Below are 25,933 nucleotides of genomic sequence, written 5' to 3'. Positions count from 1 at the left end.
CATACATTGTTGTGATGGTGAACATTTTGCAGATGAGCATCAAACACTGCAAAACAACAATGAAGCGATAAGGGGAATATTTAAATGACCACGGCTACTTTAAACACGGCACAGGCTTTAACAGCAAATAACGAGATTTTTTCAGTTGCCACTTTAATTTATACGCGATTAAGACGGGTCAGTGGACGTGTGATTGATGTCATGTATCTGGTTGAAAATTCAGACTATGCACGTGCTGTGCTGCAATTGGCGCTCGCTACACACGATGAGGAATTGTGCCGTTATGCGCTGCGCTTAAACAGTATATTGGCTAACTTAATGGATGCTGATGCAGAAATAACGTCGCCACAGACTGAAGCGCAGCAATTAGATGCAGTAGAAAATATAGAAAATATAGATGACTTGACTGAACCTACAGCTGAAGAAATTTATCGGGCGCAGGTGTCCCATCATTATATAGGGGCATTGCGTTAAACGGTGAATTGTACAGACTATGCCTACATAGCCTGAAGGTTGCGTAGGCAGTTGTAGGCGAAGATTGACCCACCAGATGTTCATCAAGCTCATATAAAAATAATTGGCTAGCAGAGCAGTTAAATATAAATGCCATCCTTTCACATCGCTTTGTAGAGTATTAAGCATGAAAGAAAGTGTAGATGAGTCTGCATGACTTAATTTTTAAAATCATAAGTTTCTTTTGACTAAATCACGCCAAGTTACACTGCTTTGCCAAATCAATTTCTGTATAATGCGTTAACTTAACGTATAAGGAATCTCTCATGCATTTGGCGGCATTGCATACTCCGAGCCAGATTCAATTGAATAAAGATGGGCATTTAAAACACTTTTTAACCATCGAAGGTCTTTCCAAAGAAACCCTCACCCAAATTCTGGACACAGCACAGTCCTTTTTCAATGAACAAAACCAACTGATCACCAATAATTTGCTCGAAGGGCGCACGGTGATGAATTTGTTCTTCGAAAACTCTACTCGTACCCGCACCACATTTGAAGCCGCAGCCAAGCGTCTTTCTGCCAATGTACTCAATATTGATATTGCCCGTTCAAGTACCTCTAAAGGTGAAACTTTGCGTGACACTTTGTGGAACTTAGAGGCGATGGCTGCTGACATTTTTGTGGTGCGTCATTCATCTTCAGGTGCAGCACATTTTATTGCTAAAACGGTTTGCCCAAAGGTTGCCATTATTAATGCGGGTGATGGCCGTCATGCACATCCAACGCAAGCGATGTTGGATATGCTGACCATTCGCCGTGAAACCCAACGACCTTATGAAGAATTAAGTGTTGCGATTATTGGTGATATCAAACATTCACGCGTGGCGCGTTCCGATGTGGCTGCCTTGCAAACACTGGGCTGTAAAGACATTCGCGTGATTGCACCGAACACCTTGTTGCCCTACGGTTTTGATGAATATGGCGCAGGCGTGCGTTTATTTAACAAAATGGAAGAAGGCATTAAAGATTGCGACGTGATTATCACCCTGCGTATTCAAAATGAACGTATTGATTCGCCAGCACTTGCCTCACAAGCCGAATTCTACAAAATGTACGGTTTAAACAAAGAGCGTTTGGCGCTTGCAAAACCAAACTGTATTGTGATGCATCCTGGTCCAATGAACCGTGGTGTCGAAATTGATTCAAGCATTGCCGATGGGCCTCAATCGGTGATTTTAAATCAAGTAACCAACGGTATTGCGGTACGTATGGCGGTATTGGCCTTGGCGATGCAAGGTCAATTGCAAGAACAAGGTTTGATTGACGCGATTGCGGTATAAGGAAAAAGTCATGGCGATTGTAAAAATTGAAAATGTACGTGTGCTTGACCCAATCCAGCAAATTGACCGCGTACAAACGGTATATCTTGAAAATGGCAAGTTGGTTGCAGAAAGTGCAGATATTAGCGAAAGCATAGATGCCCAAGGTCAATGGCTCATGCCAACTATGGTCGATTTATGCGCACGTTTACGTGAACCTGGTCAGCAACAACATGGCACGCTCAAATCTGAAGGCAAGGCCGCACGTGAAAACGGAATTCTGCACTTATTTACGCCACCCGATTCTAAACCAATCGTGCAAGACAACGGTGCACTCATTCATGGTTTGGTCGAAAAAGCCATGTTGGATGGTGGCATTTATTTAGAAGTGATTGGTGCACAAACTCAAGGTTTAAACGGCAAGCAGCCTGCCAATATGGCGGGACTGAAAAAAGGCGGCTGTAGTGCAGTGTCCAATGCCAATGCACCTTTTGAAGATGATGATGTCGTGATTCGCACACTGGAATATGCTGCAGGTTTGGACATGACCGTGGTGTTCTATGCCGAAGAACCGCAAATTGCTAAAGATGGCTGTGTGCATGAAGGTTTTATTGCATCGCGTCAGGGCTTGCCTATGATTCCAACTTTGGCAGAAACCGTAGCGATTGCCAAATATTTGCTGATGATTGAAGCCACAGGTGTACGTGCGCATTTTGGCTTATTGTCTTGTGGTGCATCAGTTGAATTGATTCAACAAGCTAAAGCCAAAGGTTTACCTGTCACTTGTGATGTTGCGATGCATCAACTGCATTTAACCGATCAAATTATTGATGGTTTTAACTCGTTAGCGCATGTACGTCCGCCACTGCGCTCAGAGCAAGACAAAGCATTACTGCGTCAAGGTGTAAAAGATGGTGTGATTGATGCGATTTGTACTCATCATGAGCCGTTAAATAGCTCTGCAAAAATGGCACCATTTGCAGATACTTTGTCAGGTTTTACTGCATTTGATACTTATATTCCATTTGGGATTCAACTGATTCAGGAAGGTCTGTTCAGTCCATTGGAATGGGTAGAAAAAGTGACCCTTGCACCTGCACGTGTAGCAAAAATGCAAAGTCGTTGGGAACAGGAAGCGGGTTGGGTCTTGGTTGACCCAGAAGTAGAATGGACACTGAACAAAGAAACGATTGTGTCACAGGGCAAAAATACGCCTTTAATCAATCAAGTGGTCAAAGGCAAATCAGTACGCGTCTTTACTGCTTAATATGCTTTGATTGATATTTGATTTTCAACTTTAAATAAAAGTCAGCTTCGGCTGGCTTTTTTGTGACTCAATTGTTATTAATTGTTAATTTAGTTTATAATTATTTAAACAAAAGAGGGGTTATTAATGAAACTTAACAATAAAATACTTATTGCTTTTACATCCAGTTTGGCATTAACAGGTTGTGATAAACTATTTTCAAATCATGTTCAATGTGATGATGAGTCTGCTACATCATTGGTAACACAGGTGTTAAATGATAATTTGGAAAAATCTTTAGAACGCGAACTGAAATTGTTAATCAAAGATGGTTCGATTAAAGATTTAGATCCTGCAAAACTTAAATTATCTGCAAAAAATATCCAATTTAGTTTGGCAGATAGCAGAACGGATTTTATTGATCCGAATAGTCCTAAAACTTCATGCTCAATTGATTTAACAGTTACAGTTCCATCGGATTTAATAAAAAAATCTGATGAAGCAAGATCTAAAGTTGATGCTCTAAGTGTTGAAGCACAAGCAAATAATTTAGGTGTGAATTATGAAAATAATAAAATTAATTTAACTTTAGAATATGTTTTACAACCAACTGATAAAGGTGACAAGGTTTTAGCACAAATAAAAAATTCATCTGACATGCAAACTTTAGTTTCAGATACTTTGACTTATGCTTTCTTAAAACCACAAATTGAAAAGAATCAGGTCCAAAATTTGGAAACTACCAAAGCTAATATGCGAAGAAATAATACTGATTATTTAGCAAACGAAGCTGCTTTAGAAGCTGCAGAAGCCGCTAATGCAGCAGCGGATGAAGTGCTCGCAGAAAGTTATGAAGAATATTAATAATCTGTTTCTGTAATAAAGATAAATTGATAATAGGGTAATTATGAAATTTAAATTATTAGCACTAATCGGTAGTATGTTCTTTATATCTGGCTGTGATAAAGTACAATCAATTACAGGTAGCTCAGTTAAATGTGATAATGAAACTGCCAAACAGTTGGTTGTTGAAAGTTTTAGTAAAACAGTAGGTGATGTTGCAGCATTACGTGTTAAAGAGCTAGTTGATAGTGAAAATATCACAATTGATATGGGTAAATTAAGAAGCACCCTTCAGCAAATTACATTTAATGTGAATGACGTTCGTACAAATAACTCTGATCCGAATAGTAATAAGCAGTATTGTGTAACGGAATTTGTGGTTAAAATCCCAGATCAAATGATTAAAGATGCAGATGCAGCCAGAGCTATTTATGATGAAAATAATATTGCTCAGTCTGCGATTTTGTCTGATTTATCCTTTGAATCAAATCAATTGAAAAAAGAAATTGAATACTTAGTGCAACCAACAGATGACGGTAAAAAAGTTTATGTGACTTTAGAAAATCCAGATGCTCTTGCATATTTTGTCAGAGATATTGCTGTTGATTCTTTAGTCAAAACTGCACGACAAAATGCGGCTGAGGTTGCTAAACAAGAAGAAATAAAAAGGATAGCTGAAGAGTCAGCTGTCGCTGAAGAGTATCAATCAGTTTTATTGTCAGAAGCTCAATCAAATTTAGATAAAGCTAATGCGAATTTGAATTTAGTATGGAATGCTACCACCAAAGACGTACGTGATCAGCTGCTTGCTGAACAAAAAATTTGGTTAAAGAAGCGTGATTTAGAGTGCAAATTGGAAAGTTCAAATACAGAAAATCCAGAAGTTTTTCGTTTAAACTGTGAAACAAGTATGACCAACGAACGTACCAATGAATTACGCCAAAAAATTTATTATTTAGAACCTTGATTTCAAGTTTAAATAAAAGTCAGCTTCGGCTGGCTTTTTTATTGAATTCTTAAAAATCAAAAATAGAAAACCGAACAATAGAAAACTCTACATTCCGTTGATTTAAATTTCACAACAAAATCAAAACACCACAATTTATTACATTTGTTTAAATTTTAAGCATATATATTAAAAAACAACATGAAAACAAAGACAAAAAAAGAGGACATATATATGCAAACAGATTTGATAGACTTGCTCAAACAAAGCGTGTCATCCATTGTATTGGAAGGGGAAACTCAGCATTTGCTTGAAAAAAATCAGGCATTGAGTGGTTTTTATCCAATTTTATTGTCTATTTTAAATTCACGTCCTGAATTAATTGATAATTTGCATCGACAGCTTAACCCTCGTGTGGGTGATGTCTTTGGTTCAAACTTGTCTTTAAAACAGCAGTTTATGGATATGGTGAGTGGCACAGCACCACAAGCCGAAATTGAAAATACACTGAATCGTTCTATTGCACCTAGTCTAAACTTTCTTGAAAATCAGGCAGGGTCATCAGACCCAGTTGCGATTCAACATTTATTGCAAAATAATTTAGATTCAATTCAGGCAGCTTTGCCGCAGTGGGCAACAGCATTATTGGCTGCTTTGGGGGTAAATAATGCTGCGGGCCAAACCGTACATCAAGCACCTGAAGTCATTGTGACTGAGCCCGTAGAAGAACGCCGTTCGTGGTTATTGCCAATTTTAGCTTTAATTATTTTAATTGGTTTATTGGCATTTTTATTCCGTGCATGTAGTGACCGCAACCAAGCGCCTGCAACCACACAGACCCAAGTGGCAGCGAATCAGGCTGCAATGTTGCAAGTCAGTACAGGCAGTGATGGTAATTTGGTGACCTGTCAAATTTTGCTGAATAATCCAAGCTATATGGAAATTCTGCAGAATGAAGTGAAGCAAATTTTCAATCATCCAACAGGTTGTGGTGCAGAAAATTTTGCCAACTATCATTCGGAATTTATTGATCAGGACGTGATTCCAAGCGTTTTAAAAATGCTGAAAGGTGTACCGAATGTCAATTTAAACTGGGTGGGTAATCAACTGTCTATTCAAGCCGCGAACCCTGCCGATGCAGAGCGTTTAGCCAGTCAAATTCGTCCATTGGCTAAAAACATGACTGTAGTGACTCAGCAACCTGCAGAAACTACAGTAACCGATGTGAATCAGGCTGTAACCAGCAGTATTAGCAATGCCGAGCAGGCTTTGGCTGCAATTAATCCTGACAATATTCAAGCTTTGGATATTGCGACGGCACTCAATATGCAAATCATTAATTTTGATTCTGCATCGACTGAAATTCCAGCAGCCAATAAGTCTATTTTAGATCAGGCTGCGGTATTGATGCAGCGCGCGCCACAAGTGCAATTAACCGTGAAAGGGCATACCGATGCCGTAGGTGATGCCAATGCCAACAAAACTTTGTCACAACAACGTGCGCAAGCAGTGGTCGATTATTTAGTATCACGTGGTGTAAATCCGGGTCAATTGCAAGCCATTGGTTTTGGTTCAGAGCAGCCGATTGCGGCAAATGCAACGCCAGAAGGTCAATTTAAAAACCGCCGTATTGAGTTTGAAGTCTTGAATGTAGATACAGGCACGGTGCGTAGTGTGGAAGATGCTGGCGTGGTAGAGCAAAAGGCGCCTCAATCTTAAAATAGGTCTATTTTCTTGTAAGCCTTCACTTTGCAAAGTGAAGGCTTTTTTATTGTGGATCAATCCCGAAGTATTGTGCAAATATCGAAATTGAAAGTGATTTTTTAAATGATTTTTGGTTTAGTGGAATCGTTTTATAAATCAGTGATTTGTTGAGTAGATTGAATAAGTTGAGTGGGAAAGTATGAAAGTCAAAACAAACCCTCTCCCTTGTATTAGGTTTTAAAGCAGTGCATCAAAACTTGCAAAGGAGAGGGTTATTCACTCGAGATAAATTCATCAAGCTGCGACTTTTTGTAAGGCAACACCTGTGACTTTTTGAATTTCATCAAAACTGACATCGGGTGCAAGTTCAATCAACTTTACGCCTTGTGGAGTAATATCAAGCACGCCTAAGTCGGTAATGATACGATGCACCACCGCTTTACCTGTGAGTGGCAAACTGCACTGCGATACAATTTTAGGCGTACCATCTTTGGCACAATGTTCCATCAGCACTACAACTTTTTGTACGCCTGCAACCAAATCCATTGCACCGCCCATACCTTTAACTTTCTTGCCGGGAATCATCCAGTTGGCAAGATCGCCTTGTTCAGAAACTTCCATTGCCCCTAAAATAGCGATATTGACATGCCCGCCACGAATCATGGCAAAGGAATCTGCGCTAGAGAAAAAAGCCGCACCTTTACGCGCTGTCACAGTTTGTTTACCTGCATTGATCAGGTCGGCATCTACAGTTTCGGCAGTTGGGAACTCACCAATGCCAAGCAAGCCATTTTCGGACTGTAACCAGACATTGATATGTTCAGGAATATAATTGGCGACCAGTGTGGGTAAGCCAATGCCTAAATTGACATAAAAACCATCTTCTAATTCTTGTGCAGCGCGCTGCGCCATTTGATTACGCGTCCAAGCCATGTCTTAAGCCTCCGCCTTTAAAGTCATTTGTTCAATCCGTTTTTCTGGGCTTGCATTGAGGACAATGCGGTTCACATAAATACCAGCTAAGTGGATTTCGTCGGGGTCTAAATCGCCAATTTCAACGATTTGTTCAACTTCGGCAATGGTGATTTTGCCTGCCATAGCACAAACAGGATTAAAGTTTTGTGCTGTTTTACGGAAAATAAGATTACCCGCTTTATCTGCTTTGTAGGCTTTGACCAAAGCGACATCTGCAGTCAAAGATTCTTCTAAAATATAATCTTTGCCGTTAAATTCACGGACTTCTTTGCCTTCTGCAATGACAGTGCCTACACCTGTTTGGGTGAAAAATGCAGGAATACCTGCACCGCCTGCGCGTAGTTTTTCTGCCAGTGTGCCTTGCGGGGTGAGTTCAACTTCCAATTCACCGCTTAAAAACTGGCGTTCAAATTCTTTATTTTCGCCGACATAAGATGAAATCATTTTTTTGATTTGTTTGGTTTCAAGCAATAAGCCTAAACCAAAACCATCGACGCCAGCGTTATTAGAAATACAAGTCAGTTGTTTGACGCCTGTATCTTTTAACGCAGCAATCAAGGCTTCAGGAATACCGCATAAACCAAAACCGCCCACCGCCAAGGTATGCCCATCTTGAACCACGCCATTTAATGCAGCTTGTGCGCTGTCATATACTTTATTGGACATTTGTCACCTCTATTTATTCTCTGCACGGCATTCACTTGCCATGTTGTGTTGTTGTCATCCTTGTCGCTTATGTTCCAAAGTTATTGAGGATGAAATGGGTTTTAAGCACAAACCTTTTGCCAGTAGGCATTGGCATAGTGAGATGGATTATTGCGCTGTAAGACATTGCTGATGTTACGACTAGCTGTCATCAGCGGTTCTAACCGCACACCTGTTTCAAAACCCATCTTGGACAGTAAATAGTACAAGTCTTCGGTAGACACATTGCCCGATGCACCTTTGGCATACGGACAGCCACCCAAACCAGCAATGGATGAATCAAATACACGAATGCCTTGTAAGAGCGATTGATAAATATTGGCAATCGCCATGCCGTAAGTATTGTGAAAATGACCTGCTAAAACTTTGGCATCGACCTCTGCCAAACATGCATCCCAGACTTTTTGCACACGGTCAGGGGTTGCTGTACCAATGGTTTCACCCAAAGACACTTCATAGCAGCCCATGTCCAATAATTGCTGTGTGACTTTTGCGACTTGTTTCGGGTCAATTGCGCCTTCATAAGGACAGTCCACCATACAAGATACATAACCACGCACGCGAATGTTGTGCGCTTTGGCTTGACGCATGACATCGCTAAATTTTTCCAAACTTTCTTCAATTGAACAGTTGATATTTTTTCGGGTAAAGCTTTCAGAAGCGGCGGTAAACACGGCAACTTCTTTGCAACCCACCGCCAAAGCCGACTCAAAACCTTTTGAGTTTGGGGTCAGTAAACTGAATTGAATGTTTGGGTTTTGTGGCAGGCTGGCAAACAGCACATCGCTGTCTGCCATTTGCGGTACCCATTTGGCCGATACGCAAGAACCGACTTCAATGCTGCTTAAACCTGTTTGCATTAAATCCAAAATCAGGTTTTTACGATCTGCCAAAGTGAGTGGTGTTTTCTCATTTTGCAGACCATCTCGTGGGCCAACCTCTACAATTTTGACAAATTCAGTCATGCAACTTCCTCCGTCAAGGCTTCAAATTCAACCAGTTCATCGCCTGCTTTGACCTGATCGCCCGCTTGGAAGTACGAACTTGCCACAATGCCATCGAAAGGCGCACGAATTGAATATTCAATTTTCATGGCTTCCAGTGTCATCAGTACATCATCTTTTTTCACACGGGCATTGGCTGCCACCAAAACTTGGGTGATTACACCCGGCATTGGTGCAGTCAGATTGTTGGCATTGTCTTGTTGATCATCGCTGTTAAAGTTTGCTTGTACATAGCTAAACACATGACGCTGACCGTTTTGGAACAGGGTGATGCCTTGCGCATGTTGGTTAAATGCTATTTTTTGTTGCTGACCATTGATACAAACCTGTAGACGATGTGCATCCAAAAGCTCGCCTTGAACGCTCAGCGTTTGCCCATTGTAGTGAGCCTCAAAACCAGAAGTGCATGAGTTTAACTGGATTTTGAGTGTTTGGTCATTGCACTGTAATTGCACTGTGTGGGTGCTTTGCTGATTTAAGCGCCAGAAGTGGTCTTTTTGCCAAACCGCGTTGTTTGCCGCTTTGTTGTTTTGAATACGAGAAAGTACATCAATTAACGCAGCTGCAACGACAGTTTCTGTAGCGACTTCAGGTTTTGCGTTAAGTAAAAATGCTTCCTCACGTTGAATAAGCCCTGTATCCAAATTGGCATGTTTAAAGGAATCACACAGCACCAAACGATCCAAGAATGCAATGTTGTTGCCTAAACCATCGACGTGGAACTGACCTAAAGCATGGTGCATTTGCGTTAATGCTGCTTCACGGTTTTTACCCCAAACAATCAGTTTGGCAATCATTGGGTCGTAGTAGGTGCTGATTTCATCACCTTCGACAATCCCGCTATCGACACGTACGGCATCATTTTGCTCTGGATAATGCAGATAGCTGATTTGACCAATGGCAGGAATAAAGCCTTTTTCTGGTTCTTCGGCATACACACGCGCTTCAAGGGCATGACCATGAATTTGCAATTCATGTTGCTGTTTTGGCAATGGCTCACCAAAAGCAACTCGCAATTGCCACTCAACCAAGTCTTGCCCTGTAATCATTTCTGTGACGGGGTGTTCGACCTGCAAGCGGGTATTCATTTCCATGAAATAAGCAGTACCGTCTTGCTCGACAATAAACTCTACCGTACCTGCGCCCACGTAATTTACAGCACGTGCGGCATCAATTGCGGCTTGGCGCATAGTTTCGAGTTTATCTTCTGGCATTTTTGGTGCAGGTGCTTCTTCAAGCACTTTTTGGTGGCGACGTTGTACCGAGCAATCACGTTCAAACAAATGCACGTAGTTGCCGTGAGTATCGCCAAAAACCTGTACTTCAATATGACGTGGTTGAATCACATAGCGTTCAATCAGCACATCTTCATTACCAAAGCTAGAACGTGCTTCACTTTTACATGAAGCGAGTGAGCTGAGAAAGTCTTCACTGCGTTCTACTAAACGCATGCCTTTACCGCCACCGCCTGCACTGGCTTTAATGAGCACAGGATAACCAATGCTGTCGGCTTGTTGCTTTAAAAATGCCGCATCTTGATTGCTGCCGTGGTAGCCCGGAGTTAGTGGCACACCTGCTTTTTCCATCAAGGCTTTAGAGGTTGCTTTTAGACCCATCGCCAAAATGGCTTCAACTGGCGGGCCAATAAAAACAATATTGTTGTCTTTACAGGCAAGTGCGAATTGGTCATTTTCAGATAAGAAACCATAACCCGGGTGAATCGCTTGTGCACCTGTGCTTTTGGCTGCCTGAATAATACGTTCAACTTGCAAATAACTTTGTGCCGCAGGCGATTCACCAATATAAATGGCTTCGTCTGCCAGTTTAACGTGTTGTGATTGCGCATCGGCATCTGAATACACCGCGACAGTCGCAATCCCAAGTTTTTTTGCGGTACGAATTACACGGCAGGCAATTTCACCACGGTTGGCAATTAAAATCTTTTCAAACATCGTGCGATCCTTCTTTTATTCTGCCGTGGTCTTGATCCAAGCCGGGCTTTGTTTATTTAAAAAAGCATTTAAGCCATTTTTCGCCTCAGTTCCTTGGCGAACATGTGCAATATGCTGTGCAGTTTGTTGGAGTAAATCTTCGGTCAAAACTTGATGATTAACCATCTGAATCAGTTGTTTAGAAGCATGTTGCGCTTCTGGACCACCAAGCAATAAGGCTTGCACAATTTCATCAATTTTGCTGTCTAAGTCTTCGACTGAAGTGACTTCATGCGCTAAACCAATTTGCTGTGCCTGTTCTGCAGAAATACGCTCTGCCGTTAAAAAGTAACGTGATGCCTGACGTGCGCCAATCGCACGAATGACGTAAGGGCTAATGGTAGATGGTGCTAAACCTAAACGTACTTCAGAGGTCGCAAACTTGGCATCGGTGCTGGCAACGCAAATATCACAGGCAGCTGCCAAACCCATACCACCACCAAAGGCAATACCATGCACACGGGCAATAGTCGGTTGTTTTAACGTCGCTAAACTTTGCAGCATTTTTGCCAGTTTTAGGGCATCGGCTTGATTTTCTGCTGTAGAAGCTTGACCTGCCTGTTTCATCCAGTTCAAATCTGCACCTGCAGAAAAGCTTTTGCCGCGTCCTGCCAAAATCACCACTCGAATATCATCACGGCTATTCAGTGCCTGAAAGCAGGCGTGTAATTCTTCAATCACCTCTGTATTGAAAGCGTTATGCAATTCCGCACGATTAATCCAAACCGTAGCCACTTGGTTGTTCTGTTCGAGCTGTAAAAACTGATAATCCATTTTGTCACCTCTTACATGCGGAACACGCCAAATTTGGTCGGTTGGATGGGTGCATTGAGGGCAGCGGCTAAACTTAATGCCAAAACTTCACGCGACTGTGCTGGATCAATCACACCATCATCCCATAAGCGTGCAGACGCATAATATGGATGACCCTGACGTTCGTATTGTTCACGAATTGGCTGTTTGAACTGATCTTCTTCTTCTGCAGACCAGCTACCACCTTTGGCTTCAATCTGATCACGCTTTAAGGTAGACAATACGCTCGATGCTTGTTCGCCACCCATCACTGAAATACGTGAGTTTGGCCATGTCCACATAAAACGTGGTGAATAAGCACGACCACACATCCCGTAGTTACCTGCACCAAAAGAACCGCCAATCACCAAAGTCAGTTTAGGCACATTGGCTGTGGCAACCGCCATCACCAGTTTGGCACCATTTTTGGCAATGCCTTCATTTTCATATTGGCGTCCAACCATGAAGCCTGTGATATTTTGAATAAATAACAGGGGAATGTTACGTTGGGTGCATAGTTCAATAAAGTGTGCGCCTTTTTGTGCTGACTCGGAAAATAAAATACCGTTGTTGGCAATAATCCCGACAGGCATACCATATAGTTTGGCAAAACCTGTAATTAATGTGGTGCCAAAGCGCGCTTTAAATTCATCAAAACGTGAACCATCGACAATACGGGCAATCACTTCACGTACATCAAACGGTTTACGCGCGTCAGTCGGAACAATGCCATACAGTTCAGAGGCATCGAATAATGGTGCTTCTATATGCTCAGGCTGCGGGTTTGGCTTTTTATTTAAATTGGCAACGATGTTGCGGGCAATTGCCAAGGCATGTTCATCATTTTCTGCCAAATGATCGGCTACACCTGAAAGGCGAGTGTGTACATCGCCACCACCCAAGTCTTCGCTGCTAACCACTTCACCTGTTGCGGCTTTAACCAGCGGTGGGCCGCCCAAGAAAATTGTCCCCTGATTACGCACAATGATGGTTTCATCTGACATGGCAGGGACATACGCACCGCCTGCGGTACAACTTCCCATCACAACGGCAATTTGGGCAATGCCCATGCTCGACATACGCGCTTGGTTATAGAAAATGCGTCCGAAATGATCACGGTCTGGAAAGACTTCATCTTGTAGCGGCAAATATGCACCGCCAGAATCGACCAAATAAATACAAGTCAGGTGATTCTGTTCGGCAATTTCCTGTGCGCGTAAATGCTTTTTCACAGTCAGTGGATAGTACGTTCCACCTTTTACTGTGGCATCGTTGGCAATGATCATGCAGGTCACGCCATTCACTTGACCGACACCCGCCACTACACCCGCAGCAGGGACATCATCCTGATAGACCTGATAAGCGGCCAACTGACCAATTTCAATAAATGCAGTACCCGGATCGATCAGGTGGTCAATCCGTTCACGTGGCAGTAATTTGCCACGGTCTAAATGTTTTTGGCGTGCAGTTTCGCCACCACCCAAAGCAATTTTTTGGACTTTTTCTCTGAGGTCATCGACTAGGCTTTGCATCGCAGCTTGGTTGTTTTTAAACTCGTCGCTGCGAATATTAATTTTGCTCTGTAATTGATTCATGCCAACATCCTTGTCTATTCTTGTGATTTATTTTTAGGCAGTTTCGTTAAACAATTCACGGCCAATCAACATACGGCGAATTTCTGAAGTACCCGCACCAATTTCATAGAGTTTGGCATCACGCCATAAACGTCCTGCAGAGAACTCATTGATATAGCCATTACCGCCCAAGGTTTGAATGGTTTCACCTGCCATCCATGTGGCTTTTTCGGCAGCGTATAAAATGGCACTGGCTGCATCTTTACGTAAACTACGGCTGTGTTCAGCTTTGTCACATTCTGCGCCAACGGCATAGACCAGTGCTTTACATGCCAACCAAGTCGAATACATATCGGCAATTTTGCCTTGCATAAGCTGGAATTCACCCAATGCCTGACCAAACTGTTTACGCTCATGAATATAAGGAATCACGGTATCCATGCAGGCATCCATAATGCCTAGCGGCCCTGCACTTAAAACTGCACGTTCATAGTCCAGTCCACTCATTAGTACTTTTGTACCATTGCCCACACCGCCCAAGACGTTTTCTTTTGGTACTTCAACATTGTCAAAGAACAATGGATAGGTATTTGAGCCGCGCATCCCGAGTTTGTCTAAATGGCTGCCGTGGCTAAAACCTGACATGGTTTTTTCAATTAAGAAAGCAGTCATACCTTTGGCGCCTGCCTGTAAGTCAGTTTTGGCATACACCACCAAAACATCGGCATCACCGCCATTGGTAATCCACATTTTTGAGCCGTTGAGCAAGTAATGATCGCCTTTATCTTCAGCTTTCAGTTTCATGCTAACCACGTCTGAGCCTGCATTTGGTTCAGACATTGCCAAAGCGCCGACGTAATCGCCTGAAATCAGTTTTGGTAAATAGCGTTGCTTCTGTTCTTCTGTCCCATTTCGCTTAATTTGGTTCACACATAGGTTAGAATGAGCACCGTAAGACAAACCAATGGATGCTGATGCACGAGAAATTTCTTGCATGGCAATGATGTGAGCTAAATAGCCTAAGTTAGTGCCGCCGTATTCTTCACTCACGGTTAAGCCAAGTAAGCCCATATCGCCAAATTTTTTCCAAAGCTGGGCAGGGAATTCGTTATCACGATCAACCTGTTGAGCAATGGGTGCAATTTCCTTTGCACAAAAAGCAGCGATTGAATCGCGCAGGGCGATTAAGGTTTCATCTAAGCCGAAGTCTAAGCTTTGTAAAATCATGTGTTCATCCATCCTGTGGTTATATTTGTTGTTCCTAAAACAAGCATTGTTGTTGTGCTTAGGTTCTAACATACATCGAAAATTTAAAAAAGTGAACTAAAATTCACAAAATGATTTACAATTCATTTTATCTGGTTGAGAATAAGATATGAGTTATAAAAGATCATCATTGATGCAGGAACGTATGGAACAAAATCGCATGGCGATTTTAGATTCTGCTCGTGAACTTATTGCTCATGGGGGCTTTAAAGAAGCGTCTATCCAAGCCATTGCAGAACGCGCAGGCGTATCTACAGGTTTGGTGTATCGCTACTTTGAAAATAAAAGTCAGATTTTGATTGAAGTTTTATCGGATGCGATTCGTCGTGAGGTCGAAATTTTGGACCACATTGCGAAGTCAGATTTAAGTGCAAAACAAAAATTGCAAAAATCTGTCACCACTTTTGTGAAGCGTGCGATGAACAGCCCTCAATTGGCGTATTCGTTAATGTTCGAGCCTGTAGACCCAGAAATGGAACATGAGCGTTTTCGCAGTAAACAACTGATCAAACAGAGCATCAAGGAAATTTTGGCTGAAGGAAAAGTCAATGGTGAGTTTGATTTTGAAGATTTGAACACTGCTGCTTTAGGTGTGGTTGGCTCCATGACCTTTGTAGTGATTGAACCTTTAAACCCGTCTCGCAATGTGATGTTTGATCAAAATTATAAAGATTACTTTGTCAAACAAATTGCCGACTTTTGTGTAAATGCAGTGCGAAAACAGCAGGGAGGGTAGTAAAAACAACGCACAAAACAGGCAAAAAGTAATCGTCGTCATAATGGAAAACAGAATTACAAAGAATCAAGGAGATCGATTCAATGACACAAGTACGGTTAAGTTATGCCTATGGCACCAGTAATCAGCCTTTGTTAGGCATGACCATTGGTGAAAAGTTTGATCAGGCTTGCCAGCAATATGCAGATCAGGATGCTTTGGTAAGCGTGCATCAAAATGTGCGTCTGACCTATAAGCAACTACAGCAACAGGTCAATGCCTTTGCCTGTAGTTTGTTAAAACTCGGTTTTAAAAAAGGTGACCGCCTTGCCATTTGGTCTCCGAATTGTGTGGAATGGACGATCACTCAATTCGCAGCCTTTAAGGCAGGGGTGATTTTGGTGAATTTAAACCCAGCCTATAAAAGCAATGAACTGGAATTTGTGCTCAACAAAGTTTCCTGTAAAGGTTTGGTAATTGCATCGCAGTTTAAAAGTACCAACTATCAGGACATCTTAACGAAAATTGCCCCAGAGCTGTGTCAGGCAGACAATAAAGTCCTCAACGCCAAGCGTTTACCGCATTTAAAGCATGTGATTAAAATTGATGATCAAGCACATACAGGAATGCATCGTTTTCAGGATTTATTGACAGCTCCAACCACACACATGCTGAAAAAACTGCAACACATTGCTAGTGAGTTGCAGTTCGATGAAACCATTAATATTCAATTTACCTCAGGCACGACGGGCAATCCGAAAGGCACTATGCTGACCCACAACAACATTTTAAATAATGGTTACTTTGTAGGAGAAGCAATTCATTTAAGTCCACAAGACCGTGTTTGTATTTCCGTGCCGCTGTTTCACTGCTTTGGTATGGTGATGGGTAATTTAGCTTGTATCACACATGGTTCAACCATGGTCTATCCATCGGCAGTGTTTAACCCGCTCGATACCTTAAAAGCCATTCAGCAAGAAAAATGTACAGCTGCTTACGGCGTACCGACCATGTTTATTGCCATTTTAGAGCATGAACAGTTTGATGAATTTGATTTATCTAGCTTGCGTACAGGCATCATGGCAGGCAGTCCGTGTCCGCAAGAAATTATGCAACGCGTCATCGACCGTATGCACATGGCGCAAATCACCATTTGTTATGGCATGACCGAAACAGCGCCTGTGAGCGCACAAAGTTCGACTGAAGATTCGGTGGAGCGTCGAGTCAGTACGGTGGGGCGTGTACATCCACATCTGGAAGTAAAAATTGTCGATGAAGAAGGCAAAGTCGTGCCGCGCGGACAGTTAGGAGAATTGTGTGTGCGTGGTTATTCAGTCATGCTGGGTTACTGGGATGAACATGACAAAACCCAAGAAGTCATTGATGTTGCACGTTGGATGCACACAGGCGACATTGCAGAAATGGATGATGAAGGCTTTGTAAAAATCAAAGGTCGCATTAAAGATGTGGTGATTCGTGGCGGTGAAAACCTGTTCCCGAAAGAAATTGAAGATTTCTTATATACTCACGATGCGGTCTGCGATGTGCAAGTAATTGGCGTGCCAGATCATCGTTATGGTGAAGAACTATGTGCCTGTATTATTTTGCATGAACACCATGAATGTACCGAAGAGGCAATTCGCCAATACTGTGCAGAACACATTTCACACAATAAAGTCCCACGTTATGTGCGCTTCTTTAGTGAATTTCCAATGACCGCTTCAGGCAAGGCACAGAAATTTAAATTACGTGAATTTATGCGTGAAGAATTAAATTTAAAGGAAATTGCTTAAGGCATTATTTCAGCTATTTACTGCTGCAAGATCGACCTTTTAATTTTGTCAGCACACACCCTTTATTTCTCACGCAGAGATAAAGGGATACTCTATACAGGAATAATCACACTAAAAATATATCGCATGCTCGGCTTAATAAAAGATGGCACAAGTTTAAGCATGATGCGTGATAATCAAGGATGAAAATAATGACCGTACGCAATGATTGGACTCGAGAAGAAATTCAGCAGTTATATGAACAACCTTTTCTGGATTTAGTCTTTGAAGCACAGCGTGTGCATCGCCAACATTTTGCTGCCAATACCGTACAAGTCAGTACCTTATTGTCTATTAAAACAGGCAAATGCCCTGAAGACTGTAAATATTGCTCGCAATCTGCGCATTATGATTCACAGCTTGAAGCTGAAAAACGTATTGCAGTTGATAAAGTCATTCAGGAAGCCAAAGAAGCATTAGCCTCAGGCTCTTCACGTTTTTGTATGGGCGCTGCTTGGCGTAATCCGCATGAACGCGATATGCCGTATGTTCTGGAAATGGTGCGTGAAGTCAAAGCTCTGGGCTTAGAAACTTGCATGACTTTAGGGATGTTAAACCAATCGCAGGCAGAACGCTTAAAAGATGCAGGCTTAGATTATTACAACCATAACCTAGACACATCGCGTGAGTATTATCCTAATGTGATTAGTACCCGCTGTTTTGATGATCGCTTAAACACTTTGGATATTGTGCGTCAAACAGGTATGAAAGTATGTAGTGGCGGTATTGTCGGTTTAGGTGAAGATACCCAAGACCGTATTGGTTTATTACATGAATTAGCGACTTTACCGTTACATCCTGAATCTGTGCCGATCAATATGTTAGTTCCGATTGAAGGTACACCATTGGCTGAAGTAGAAAAACTGGATGTGATTGAGTGGATTCGTACCATTGCAGTTGCACGTATTATCATGCCAAACAGCTATATTCGTTTATCTGCAGGGCGTGAATCATTATCTGATTCAGATCAGGCGTTGGCATTTATGGCAGGTGCGAACTCGTTATTCTCAGGTGAAAAACTTTTGACCACACCAAACGCAGGCGAAGGCAAAGACAAACAATTGTTCCAAAAATTAGGCTTAGTGCCTGAACGTGCCAAGCCAACCGTTTCGGAATTGTCGGTAGATGTAATGGCTGTGGCTTAAGCAGATCTTGAAAAAGACTCAGATATTTAATGTCAGTAAATTAAAGAAGAATCATGTGATATGGCAAAAGATTTTCACAGTGCAACTGTGGTTGCAGGCTATGACAGTCATATTCGGAAACTCATTCCCGGATATGAATTGGTACATCAACACATCAATGCAATTTTAAGTAGTCATTTGCCCGAAACAGCACAAGTTTTAGTGGTGGGGTGTGGCACAGGCTATGAGTTGCAGTATTTACTGCAGCAACATCCACAGTGGCAATTTACGGCCATCGACCCATCTTTAAGCATGTTACAGCAGGCAGAAAAAAACATTCAGTCTGTGGCAGGGCATGAGCGAGTACGTTTTATACAGGCAGATACCCACCAATTTGCCCAACAAGCGCAGGTTGAAAATTTGCAGTTTGATGCGGCATTGGCGATTTTGGTGGCGCATTTTGTGCCAGTCGCAGAAAAAACATTATTTTTTCAAGATATTTACCAAACATTAAAACCTACAGCGATTTTATTAAGCTATGATCTGATGCAGCAGACTGAAAATATAGAACTGCGCTGGATGCAGAATTTGGCTTTGGATTGTGGTTTAACTACGACTCAAGCGGAAAAAATGCTTGCACGACTGGCCGATGATTTTCATTTAATTATGGCAGATGCGCAGGCAGCATTGCTTACTCAAGTGGGTTTTCGTCAGTGTAAAACATATTGTCAACTTATGAATTATTATGGTTTTTTTGCAGAGAAGTAGTTGATCAATAACATTATTTAGTCAGTAATCTTTGTAGTAAAAGTATCCGCACAAGAAAAGTTAGATCAGGGAAAGAGAAAAAATGTCAGCATATTACACTTTACTCAAACGTGAACAACATGCCGATGGTGGCTGTACTGCGCACTATCGTTGCAACATTCATGCACAAGGCGCGTGGAATCCGCATGAACAACACATGGCACCTGCAACGGGTATTTTGTGTGCAGAACTTGAGCAATTTATGCCGCGTGATGATATGCGAATTGGTCGGGTCGGTTTAGATATTTTTGGCTTAATTGCCTTTGGTGAATTTAGTATCACCACCCGTATGATTCGACCGGGTAAAACCATTGAGCTGATTGAAGCGGAAATGTGTGCTGAAGGAAAAACCTGTATTGTGGCGCGTGCATGGAAAATGAAAACCTCAGATACACGCGCAATTGCAGGATTGGAAGATTTACCGATAGAAAACCCTGAATATTTGCCCGATTGGGATGGCATGCGTTGTTGGCCTGGCGGCTATATTCAAAGCATTGAAACCCGTGCGCATTTAGATCGTCGTGCAGGTAAGGGCATCGTTTGGTTAAGAAACCAATTGGATATGGTTGAAAATCAAAACACATCCAGTTTTGTGCGTTTATTGGGGATGGTGGATACCGCCAATGGCGTAGTGCCACGCTTAGACCCGAATGCGGGCTGGGGTTTTCCAAATTTAGATTTGCAAATGCATTTACACCGTTTACCGCAAGGCGAATGGCTAGGCTTGGAAGTAACACAACAATATGGTGAAGATGGAATTGGCTTAACGAGTGCAGTTTTGCATGATACTCAAGGGCCATTTGGACGTAGTGAGCAGATTTTAACTTTGCGTCAATTCTAAATCTATTCAATATCAAACAAAAAACATCAGGACGAATTGCTTCGTCCTTTTTTTATTGGCATGCTGTGTGCAGATTATTTCATCTTATTTTATCTGAAAATATTATGCGAATTAGTTTGATTGGTGCAGGGCGCGTTGCACATCATTTGGCTCATGTTTTAAACGCACAGCATCAAATTGTGCAAATTTATAGCCGCAGTCTGGACAAGGCACAGCAGTTGGCTGCACAGGTTGGCGCAGAAGCAATTGCAGAAGTAGAACAATTTCATTCAGACCTGGATTTAGTAATTATCGCAGTGAGTGATCAGGCCATTGGACAGGTGATTCAGGAAGTTCATCGTGACTTAAATCATGTGTTGATTGTGCATACCTCTGGCAGTACTAAATTAGATGTATTGCAACAGCATCATGTACGTTCAGGGGTATTTTATCCCTTGCAAACCTTTAGTTTAGAGCGTGAAATTGATTGGTCAGAAACGCCTTTATTTATAGAAGCTGCATTTGCTGAAGATCAGCAGCTTTTAATGACTTTGGCAAATAGCCTAAGCAAAAGGGTTTATGCCTATACTTCAGCACAGCGTTTGAGTTTGCATTTGGCTGCGGTATTTGCCTGTAATTTTAGTAATTATTGTTATGACATGGCCAAGCAAGTGGTCGATGCTCAGAAAGTAGATTTCAGTCTGCTGTATCCTCTTATTTTGGAAACTGCGCATAAAGCGACCCAGAATGATCCGCGTCAAATGCAAACAGGGCCTGCTATGCGGGGTGATCACAATATTTTAAAAATGCATCAGGACTTATTGGTAGCAGGGCAGCAACATGCACTTGCCGAAGTTTATGCGCTAATGAGCCAACAGATTTTAACGCGGCATCAATCTTAGTCATTTGATACGATAACACGAGTTCAAATAAAAAATGCTTCCTTGTGGAAGCATTTTTTCTAGCAGAAATTAGTTAATTTTCTTGAAGATAAAATCATTAATCTTATGACCTGCTTCAATTCCGCGGCGTTCAAACTTGGTTTGTGGACGCCATTCAGGGCGAGGGTAGCTATTGCCTTTACCCGCCAAGTTTTCTAAACGTGGACGGTTGTCCAATACATCCAGCATCCATTCTGCATACGGTTCCCAGTCGGTTGCTGCATGGAACGTACCACCTAACACTAATTTTTGCTCTACCAATTCCATGCGTTCATGAGCAACAAAACGGCGTTTGAAGTGACGTTTTTTCTGCCATGGGTCTGGGAAATATAACTGCACCGTATCAATGCTATTGTCTGGCATTTCACGCAGTACTTGAATTGCATCGGCATCTAAGACACGTAAGTTGCTTAAACCTGCTGTACCTGCTTCATAAACGCACTGTGCAATCCCTGGAATATGGACTTCAATCCCGACAAAGTTACGTTCAGGATTGGCCTGCGCCATAAGTACCAAAGAACGCCCCATCCCAAAACCAATTTCTACTGTAAGCGGGTGTTCAGGGTGTTCAAAATGTTGACGTAAATCGCCAACAGGATATTCCAAAATTAAGTCGCCGTATTGTTCCAAGGCGCTACGTTGTGACGTATTCAATGGTGAAGAACGGCGCATGAACGTTACAATTTCACGATGCTCGTTGAGGTTGTCCAGCTCGACAACGTGCTGGTCTAATTGATCGTTCGACATAATTTTGGCAAATCTAATAAATTCGAATGCGGTATTTTAAGTCCTGAGCCATTGAAGTCAAATTTTTTCGCTGTTTTTCGCAGCGCCGTGCAAGATTGCGATACATCTGCATCTTTTGAGCATAAAAAATGCCGAATCATTAAGATTCAGCATTTAACATCATCAACGGTATTTTAATACAATAATTACGAATGGGTACTGTATTGATCAATTAAGGTATGACTGGCCTCATTCAATCCAATAATATGCACTTTAATTTGTTGGGCTTTAAATTTGTTCACCACGCTATTCAGCATATTTACAGAGGTAATATCCCAAATATGCGCATGCGTTAAGTCGATGGTGACATTGCTAATATCTTCTGAAAAATCAAAAAACTGATAAAACTTTTCTGAACTGCTAAAGAAAATTTGCCCTGAAATCACATATTGGCGGGTATGTTCGCCTAATAAAAATGAGCTGACTTTAACTTCACTTTCCAGTTTATTCACCAAAAATAAAGCAGAAAGCAGTACGCCAACAAAAACACCCAAAGCAAGGTTATGGGTAGCTAACACCACAATCACCACAGCTAACATGACTATATTGCTTTGTTTCGGATGCTTTTTAAAATTACGGATGGAATCCCAGTTAAAAGTCGTGAATGACACCATAATCATAATCGCAACCAAGGCTGCTATAGGAATATATGCCAACCAATCTTTGAGAAAAACCACCAAGCACAGCAAAAATACGCCTGCTGTAAGTGTAGAGAGACGTGTACGCGCCCCAGAACTGACGTTGATAATAGATTGCCCAATCATGGCACAGCCTGCCATACCGCCCATAAAGCCACTCACAATATTGGCATACCCCTGACCACGACATTCCTGATGCCGATCTGCTTCTGTGCCTGTGGCTTCATTGACAATCGTAGTGGTCATCATGGTTTCGAGTAAACCGACTGTGGCTAAGGTCATGGCATAAGGAAAAATAATAAATAAAGTTTCAAAATTCAGTGGAATGTCAGGCACTAGAAAAATAGGCAGCGTGTCGGGAAATTGTCCCAAATCGCTTACGGTACGCATATCTGCACCAAGTAATAAAGCAACCACACTCAGCACAATAATGCAGACCAAAGGCGAGGGAATGCTTTTACCAATTTTAGGAATGTATGGAAACAGATAGACTACCGCTAAACCTAATCCTACAAATAAATAGCCTAAGCCATCCATTTTCGATAATTCAGGCAGTTGCGCCACAAAAATTAAAATCGCCAAGGCATTTACAAAGCCATAAACTACCGATTGCGAAACAAAACGCATCAGTTTGGCAACTTTAAAATAGCCTGCTATAACCTGAATCAGCCCTGTGAGTACTGTTGCAGCCAATAAATATTGCAAACCATGTTCTTTGACGAGGGTAATCATCAGTAATGCCATAGCGCCTGTCGCGGCAGAAATCATGGCAGTACGCCCACCAAAAAAAGAAATCGTGACCGCAATACAGAACGATGCATATAAGCCGACTTGCGGATCGACGCCTGCTATAGCCGAAAAGGCAATTGATTCAGGAATTAATGCCAAACCCACCACTAAACCTGCCAAAACATCGGTGCGGATATTGGAAAACCATTCTTCTTTTTTCAGGCTAATCACAATCTCAATTTCATGAAACTTTAAAGGGCTGTATGTTAAAACATCTAGAGATAAAAAAGCAGGCAAAACAGACTTGAAAAAGCCTGTCTTTTGCAGGATAGTCAAAGCGTAAGGGCTTTTTAAGACATTTACGCTTTTTTGCAATTTATAGGTTCAATCACTTGCAAGTTTGTGACAAGCGATTTACAACAGAGATAGTTATATAACAAGGATCAAATATGAAGCTTTATTATTCACCTGGCGCATGCTCTTTGGCAGCACATATTATTTTAAATGAAGTGAATGTCGATTTTGATATTGAGCGTGTAGATTTAAAAACCCATAAAACAGAAAAGGGTGCCGATTATTATGAAATTAACCCTAAAGGTTATGTACCTGCTTTAGAAATTAACCCAGGTTTAATTTTGACGGAAAACGTAGCGCTATTGCCATTTTTAGCGCAGCAAGACCCTAAACAGGATTTAATTCCGCCATCTGGTTTAGGTCGTGCTAAAGTATTGGAATGGTTGGGTTATTTAAACTCTGAATTACATGACGCTTACTCAGTATTTTTTGGCGCGCCTTTAGATGCAGAAGCCAAAGAAAAAGCCTATGCAGAAATTGATCGCTTGTTGACTTATATTGATCAAGCGATTGCATCATCAGACCATGAATATTTGGTGGATGATAACTTTGGTCCAGCCGATGCGTATTTGTTTGTTATCACTAATTGGTCAAACTATATTGAGCATGATTTAACTCCGTATAGCCATGTGGTTGAAATCCGTAATAAAGTTGCTGCGCGTCAGTCGGTACAAATTGCTATGCGTGATGAAGGCTTGATTCCTTAATCGGCTTTTACTTGCCAGAATCAGATAATAAAAAAGACGTTGAGTTAACACTTAACGTCTTTTTATTTGAGTTGTCGGACTTGGAAAAGACCCTAATGATTATTTAAAGAAATAACCCGTTTCAGGTGAGCTGGCATTCGCCATACGCTTACGTGGCATACGTCCTGCCAAATAAGCTTCACGTCCTGCTTCTACTGCTTTACGCATCGCAGATGCCATTAGCACTGGGTTTTGTGCTGCTGCAATTGCAGTATTCATCAGCACACCATCGCAACCTAATTCCATTGCAATCGCAGCATCACTGGCAGTACCCACACCTGCATCTACCAATACAGGTACTTTGGCATTTTCTTTAATAATCGAAATGGTATGCGGGTTAAGAATACCTAAGCCTGAACCAATTAAACTACCTAATGGCATAATTGCCACGCAGCCCATACTTTCCAATTCTTGCGCCACAATCGGGTCATCGGAAGTGTAGACCATGATCTCAAAACCATCGTCAATTAGCGTGCGCGCAGCTTTTAAAGTTTCGGTGATATTTGGGTAGAGGGTTTTTTCATCGCCCAAAACTTCTAGTTTGACGAGGTTGTGACCATCTAGCAATTCACGCGCCAACATGCAGGTGCGCACGGCACTGTTGGCATCAAAACAGCCTGCTGTATTTGGCAAAATGGTGTATTTTTCTGGTGGAATTACGGAAAGTAAGTTTGGCTGATCTGGATGTTGCCCAATGTTTACACGACGAATGGCAACCGTAACAATTTCTGCGCCACTGGCTTGAATCGCCAAATCTGTTTCGGTTAAATCTTTGTATTTGCCCGTACCCACCAATAAACGTGAATTAAAGGTACGTGAACCGATTTTAAAGGTATCTTGCATGGGTGCTCCGAGTTTAGCCGCCACCAACGGCATGAATAATTTCAATGCGGTCTTGATCGCAAATAGGGGTTTCGGCAAGTTTGCTTTTGGCAATAATTTTTTCGTTTTGCTCCACAGCAAAACGTTTGCCTTCTAAATCTAATGCCTGAATCAGTTGTAACAGGGTCGTGTGAGTGGTCTGTTGTGCTTCGCCATTCAGATAAATTTGCATGACCGAGAATCCATCTTCAAAATTACAAAATATAATTGAGCTTTATTTGGCATATTTCATGGCTTGCCACGCTAAGCTTAGCCAGCCTGCAATCATGAGTGCTCCACCAATTGGGGTAATCATGCCCAAGCCACGGGCTAAATCCAATGCCATGATATACAGTGAACCGCAGAAAAATAAAATACCCAGTTGAATCAGAATAAAACTGGCTTTAATAGGAAGTTGTGGAATTACTTTGGCCAATATGCCCAATGCTAAAAGTCCAAGGGCATGATAGAAAAAATAATCTGTTGCAGTTTGCCACCAAAGCAATTGCGCTTCAGTTGCACGGGCCTTTAAGCCATGTGCACCAAATGCACCGAGCATGACTGCTATAGCTAAATTCAGGGCAGAAATTGCAATCCACATACGCAAATTGACCTATTTAATTTTGCGCTTAACCTTAGCACATTTTTAGGGGCGGGAAAATCTGAGATTTGCCTGCCTGTATGTAGCTGTACCAATTAAAGACAATAAAAAAGGGCAGTTTGCCCAATTTTATTTTTCGATGTGTCTGCATCAATTTG

At 41.9% G+C, this 25,933-nt stretch carries 25 protein-coding genes; 13 read left to right on the top strand and 12 right to left on the bottom strand.

All coding sequences use genetic code 11. The features are described from left to right. The first annotated feature begins 84 nt into the window (after window positions 1-84). The 6 genes from FTU35_RS03835 (at window position 85) to FTU35_RS03810 (ending at window position 6,529) form a co-directional block, all read left to right on the top strand. Window positions 85-474, top strand: coding sequence for a hypothetical protein (locus FTU35_RS03835; RefSeq protein ID WP_104851793.1), 390 nt, complete (start codon window positions 85-87; stop codon window positions 472-474). Between the two features lie 305 nt (window positions 475-779). Then, window positions 780-1,796 carry an aspartate carbamoyltransferase catalytic subunit gene (locus FTU35_RS03830; protein ID WP_004971550.1) on the top strand — a complete coding sequence of 339 codons (1,017 nt, stop codon included), beginning with the start codon at window positions 780-782 and terminating at the stop codon, window positions 1,794-1,796. A 10-nt stretch (window positions 1,797-1,806) separates the two neighbouring features. After that, window positions 1,807-3,042 carry a dihydroorotase gene (locus FTU35_RS03825; RefSeq protein ID WP_180064510.1) on the top strand — a complete coding sequence of 412 codons (1,236 nt, stop codon included), beginning with the start codon at window positions 1,807-1,809 and terminating at the stop codon, window positions 3,040-3,042. A gap of 126 nt (window positions 3,043-3,168) precedes the next feature. After that, window positions 3,169-3,885, top strand: a complete 717-nt coding sequence (locus FTU35_RS03820; protein ID WP_104851795.1) for a hypothetical protein — start codon at window positions 3,169-3,171, stop codon at window positions 3,883-3,885. Window positions 3,886-3,928: 43 nt separating this feature from the next. Further along, window positions 3,929-4,831 carry a lysozyme inhibitor LprI family protein gene (locus FTU35_RS03815; protein ID WP_228153771.1) on the top strand — a complete coding sequence of 301 codons (903 nt, stop codon included), beginning with the start codon at window positions 3,929-3,931 and terminating at the stop codon, window positions 4,829-4,831. A 213-nt stretch (window positions 4,832-5,044) separates the two neighbouring features. Then, window positions 5,045-6,529, top strand: a complete 1,485-nt coding sequence (locus FTU35_RS03810; protein WP_180064509.1) for an OmpA family protein — start codon at window positions 5,045-5,047, stop codon at window positions 6,527-6,529. A 279-nt stretch (window positions 6,530-6,808) separates the two neighbouring features. On the opposite strand, the gene FTU35_RS03805 is transcribed toward FTU35_RS03810, so the two are convergent. The 7 genes from FTU35_RS03805 to FTU35_RS03775 all read right to left on the bottom strand — a co-directional run bounded on the left by FTU35_RS03805 (window position 6,809) and on the right by FTU35_RS03775 (window position 14,782). Then, window positions 6,809-7,447, bottom strand: coding sequence for a CoA transferase subunit B (locus tag FTU35_RS03805; RefSeq protein ID WP_004971544.1), 639 nt, complete (start codon window positions 7,445-7,447; stop codon window positions 6,809-6,811). A gap of 3 nt (window positions 7,448-7,450) precedes the next feature. Further along, window positions 7,451-8,155, bottom strand: coding sequence for a CoA transferase subunit A (locus FTU35_RS03800; protein ID WP_179991195.1), 705 nt, complete (start codon window positions 8,153-8,155; stop codon window positions 7,451-7,453). A gap of 101 nt (window positions 8,156-8,256) precedes the next feature. After that, complete coding sequence (locus FTU35_RS03795) at window positions 8,257-9,159, bottom strand: hydroxymethylglutaryl-CoA lyase (protein ID WP_178318497.1); 903 nt, start codon at window positions 9,157-9,159, stop codon at window positions 8,257-8,259. Further along, window positions 9,156-11,150 (bottom strand): acetyl/propionyl/methylcrotonyl-CoA carboxylase subunit alpha, encoded by a 1,995-nt coding sequence (locus tag FTU35_RS03790; protein ID WP_180064508.1) that lies wholly within the window; start codon window positions 11,148-11,150, stop codon window positions 9,156-9,158. The genes FTU35_RS03795 and FTU35_RS03790 overlap by 4 nt, the downstream gene beginning before the upstream one ends. Before the next feature lie 15 nt (window positions 11,151-11,165). Continuing rightward, window positions 11,166-11,963, bottom strand: a complete 798-nt coding sequence (locus tag FTU35_RS03785) for an enoyl-CoA hydratase/isomerase family protein (RefSeq protein ID WP_180064507.1) — start codon at window positions 11,961-11,963, stop codon at window positions 11,166-11,168. Between the two features lie 11 nt (window positions 11,964-11,974). Next, entirely contained in the window at window positions 11,975-13,576 is a 1,602-nt protein-coding gene (locus FTU35_RS03780) for a carboxyl transferase domain-containing protein (RefSeq protein ID WP_131261348.1), read from the bottom strand. 33 nt (window positions 13,577-13,609) lie between these two features. Further along, the gene (locus FTU35_RS03775; protein WP_004971528.1) at window positions 13,610-14,782 is read right to left on the bottom strand and encodes an isovaleryl-CoA dehydrogenase; all 1,173 of its coding nucleotides are present in this window, start codon (window positions 14,780-14,782) and stop codon (window positions 13,610-13,612) included. A 148-nt stretch (window positions 14,783-14,930) separates the two neighbouring features. On the opposite strand from FTU35_RS03775, the gene FTU35_RS03770 reads away from it, so the two are divergent. The 6 genes from FTU35_RS03770 (at window position 14,931) to FTU35_RS03745 (ending at window position 21,021) form a co-directional block, all read left to right on the top strand. After that, on the top strand, window positions 14,931-15,557 hold the full coding sequence (locus FTU35_RS03770) for a TetR/AcrR family transcriptional regulator (RefSeq protein WP_004971526.1): 627 nt from the start codon (window positions 14,931-14,933) through the stop codon (window positions 15,555-15,557). 83 nt (window positions 15,558-15,640) lie between these two features. Continuing rightward, window positions 15,641-17,329 (top strand): AMP-binding protein, encoded by a 1,689-nt coding sequence (locus FTU35_RS03765; RefSeq protein WP_096901051.1) that lies wholly within the window; start codon window positions 15,641-15,643, stop codon window positions 17,327-17,329. A gap of 191 nt (window positions 17,330-17,520) precedes the next feature. Continuing rightward, entirely contained in the window at window positions 17,521-18,513 is a 993-nt protein-coding gene (gene bioB / locus FTU35_RS03760; RefSeq protein ID WP_180064506.1) for a biotin synthase BioB, read from the top strand. 60 nt (window positions 18,514-18,573) lie between these two features. Further along, entirely contained in the window at window positions 18,574-19,260 is a 687-nt protein-coding gene (locus FTU35_RS03755) for a class I SAM-dependent methyltransferase (protein WP_004971520.1), read from the top strand. Between the two features lie 82 nt (window positions 19,261-19,342). After that, the gene (locus tag FTU35_RS03750; RefSeq protein WP_004971519.1) at window positions 19,343-20,140 is read left to right on the top strand and encodes a thioesterase family protein; all 798 of its coding nucleotides are present in this window, start codon (window positions 19,343-19,345) and stop codon (window positions 20,138-20,140) included. A 104-nt stretch (window positions 20,141-20,244) separates the two neighbouring features. Further along, window positions 20,245-21,021, top strand: coding sequence for a Rossmann-like and DUF2520 domain-containing protein (locus FTU35_RS03745; RefSeq protein WP_180064505.1), 777 nt, complete (start codon window positions 20,245-20,247; stop codon window positions 21,019-21,021). A gap of 69 nt (window positions 21,022-21,090) precedes the next feature. Here FTU35_RS03745 and trmB read toward each other — a convergent pair whose 3' ends face one another. Both trmB and FTU35_RS03735 read right to left on the bottom strand, forming a co-directional pair. Next, window positions 21,091-21,807 (bottom strand): tRNA (guanosine(46)-N7)-methyltransferase TrmB, encoded by a 717-nt coding sequence (gene trmB / locus FTU35_RS03740; protein ID WP_179989759.1) that lies wholly within the window; start codon window positions 21,805-21,807, stop codon window positions 21,091-21,093. 185 nt (window positions 21,808-21,992) lie between these two features. Continuing rightward, window positions 21,993-23,444, bottom strand: a complete 1,452-nt coding sequence (locus FTU35_RS03735; RefSeq protein ID WP_180064504.1) for a SulP family inorganic anion transporter — start codon at window positions 23,442-23,444, stop codon at window positions 21,993-21,995. Between the two features lie 218 nt (window positions 23,445-23,662). On the opposite strand from FTU35_RS03735, the gene FTU35_RS03730 reads away from it, so the two are divergent. Beyond that, window positions 23,663-24,274, top strand: a complete 612-nt coding sequence (locus FTU35_RS03730; protein WP_131261343.1) for a glutathione binding-like protein — start codon at window positions 23,663-23,665, stop codon at window positions 24,272-24,274. Window positions 24,275-24,373: 99 nt separating this feature from the next. On the opposite strand, the gene FTU35_RS03725 is transcribed toward FTU35_RS03730, so the two are convergent. From FTU35_RS03725 to FTU35_RS03715, 3 genes are read right to left on the bottom strand one after another with little or no spacing between them, the layout of a single operon-like run. After that, on the bottom strand, window positions 24,374-25,156 hold the full coding sequence (locus tag FTU35_RS03725; RefSeq protein WP_004971502.1) for a thiazole synthase: 783 nt from the start codon (window positions 25,154-25,156) through the stop codon (window positions 24,374-24,376). 13 nt (window positions 25,157-25,169) lie between these two features. After that, complete coding sequence (gene thiS, locus FTU35_RS03720; protein ID WP_004971499.1) at window positions 25,170-25,367, bottom strand: sulfur carrier protein ThiS; 198 nt, start codon at window positions 25,365-25,367, stop codon at window positions 25,170-25,172. A gap of 42 nt (window positions 25,368-25,409) precedes the next feature. After that, window positions 25,410-25,775 carry a DUF423 domain-containing protein gene (locus tag FTU35_RS03715; protein WP_131261341.1) on the bottom strand — a complete coding sequence of 122 codons (366 nt, stop codon included), beginning with the start codon at window positions 25,773-25,775 and terminating at the stop codon, window positions 25,410-25,412. Between the last annotated feature and the right edge of the window lie 158 nt (window positions 25,776-25,933).

Source organism: Acinetobacter sp. YH12095 (assembly GCF_013419245.1).
Classification (GTDB): Bacteria; Pseudomonadota; Gammaproteobacteria; order Pseudomonadales; family Moraxellaceae; genus Acinetobacter; species Acinetobacter towneri.
Note: the sequence above shows the minus strand (reverse complement) of the source record. Positions and strands in the feature narration are given on the sequence as shown.